Here is a 1,805-nt window from a genome sequence, read left to right on the forward strand (position 1 = left end):
CCGCACGCGTTCGTCTACATCGCCCATCGAACTGACAATCAGCACGGGCGTAGTCATGCCGACGCCCCGCATGGTGGTGACAATGGAGAGTCCGTCCAGGTCGGGGAGCATCCGATCGAGCGTCACAAGATCAAATTCGCCACCTACTGCCTTTACAATTCCGTCTCGACCCGAGCGGGAGATCTGGACGGAATAGTCCGGACCGGAAAGAGCTCGCGACACTTCCTGTGCCATGAGTTCGTCGTCTTCAATGGCAAGTACCTTATGCATTAGTTAGATCTCCGTGTGAACCGGCGCATGTCAAGCTGCTGCCCGAAGCGCAATGACGCTCTCGGGAGCACGGTATTGGCTTACCGAAAAATCGATAAAATGCCGGACTTTCGCGGCTAGATAATTGCGGCCGGTGTACAGGATGGATACTGGGCGTGTGCCTCCGGCAATCTCGAACTGACTGAGAATGGGCAGTAAGTGGCCCTTCGCGAGATCGTCCTTGACAAGGGGTGCCGGCAACAACGCTATGCCCATGTCGGCTAGCGCCGCAGAACGGATCGTGGCACTGCTCGTTGCGTGCAGCGCGTTGCCGGTCGGCACCCGATAGGTGCCGTTCTTGTCTGAGAATTGCCAGGTCCGCGCGACGCTGTCGGAAGCTGACAGTAAATGATGATTCGACAGCGCTGCGGGATCAACAGGCGTTCCGTGCTTGGCGAGATAACCGGGCGACGCGACGGTCAGTTCCTTGAACGCGGTGAGTTGCCTCGAAACGAGCGTTGAGTTCGGCATGTTCCGTTCGTCGGAAAACCCGACGTCGAAGCCGCCTTCAATCATTTCGATCGATGAGTCATAGGTGGTCACGTCGAACCCGATACGCGGATACGACGCGCGATAAGCGGCTAGCAAGTTGCCCAGGCCACAGGCTGAAAATGTGGTCGATGCAGCCACGCGCAACGTTCCGCTCAACTCTCTCGTAGACCGTACGAGGCCGGACTCTATGCTGTCGAGTTGTTCGATGATCGTACGGCAGCCCTCTACATAGCTCGCGCCCGCTTCGGTGAGCGAGATACTCCGGGTCGAGCGATTCAGCAGACGCATGTTCAAGTGAGCTTCGAGCATGCTGACACTGCGCGTGACCGCGGCGGCCGACATGCCCAGTTGACGCGCGGCGAGGTTGAAGCTTGTGAGATCCACCACGCGGGTGAAGACCCGCATCGCTTGAAGCTGGTTCATGCTGATAGCCTTGGTTGATTTGACTGCAGGCATGATCTGCTTTCCTGAGTAACAAGAACGCGCCAGCTTTATTAAGTGAAATTTAAGTTCAGGACATGTTCGTTAGCCGTGACGCGCAACATGCGTGGTGTTTGCGAGACACGGGCATCGTTCGTTAAGCGTCATGGGTGGCCGTCATCTTTGCAAAGCTCAATGTATTCAGCGACCCGGCGAAAAATAGAGTGCGGCTTGCGGATATTGAAAGTCAGACTTTCACTTTAAACGCGGGGAGTGGCCAGACTTGCTCCGTAGACTTTGGTCCTTCTTCGCCGGACACGCATGAACCGCAAGCGCTGCGTCCTGAAGGTTGCGTGTCGATGCTCATTGGCGAGGAACCCGTTATTCAAGTGGAGTAAAAGATGAAGAAGATTTTAGTATCAGCCGCGGTTTGCGGCGTATTTTCGATTGCGGCGCATGCTCAGAGCAGCGTCACGTTGTACGGTATTGTCGACGCAGGCCTGGGCTATACCAGCGGCCAGCGTGTCGCGCAGTCGAGCGGCGCGGCGGGCAAGCCGGTCGTGTATACCAACGCCTCGAACTAC

General features: G+C 56.8%; 3 protein-coding genes. 1 reads left to right on the forward strand and 2 read right to left on the reverse strand.

Annotated features, from left to right (window positions below; translation table 11 throughout):
- Both WCA53_RS30515 and WCA53_RS30520 read right to left on the reverse strand, forming a co-directional pair.
- On the reverse strand, nt 1-270 hold a 270-nt coding region (locus WCA53_RS30515; protein WP_423920230.1), incomplete at its 3' end, for a response regulator transcription factor.
- 30 nt (nt 271-300) lie between these two features.
- Entirely contained in the window at nt 301-1,224 is a 924-nt protein-coding gene (locus WCA53_RS30520; protein ID WP_423920233.1) for a LysR family transcriptional regulator, read from the reverse strand.
- A gap of 398 nt (nt 1,225-1,622) precedes the next feature.
- Between WCA53_RS30520 and WCA53_RS30525 the strand changes: the two genes are divergently transcribed.
- On the forward strand, nt 1,623-1,805 hold a 183-nt coding region (locus WCA53_RS30525; RefSeq protein WP_423920236.1), incomplete at its 3' end, for a porin.

This window comes from Caballeronia sp. (genome assembly GCF_049581465.1).
GTDB lineage: Bacteria > Pseudomonadota > Gammaproteobacteria > Burkholderiales > Burkholderiaceae > Caballeronia.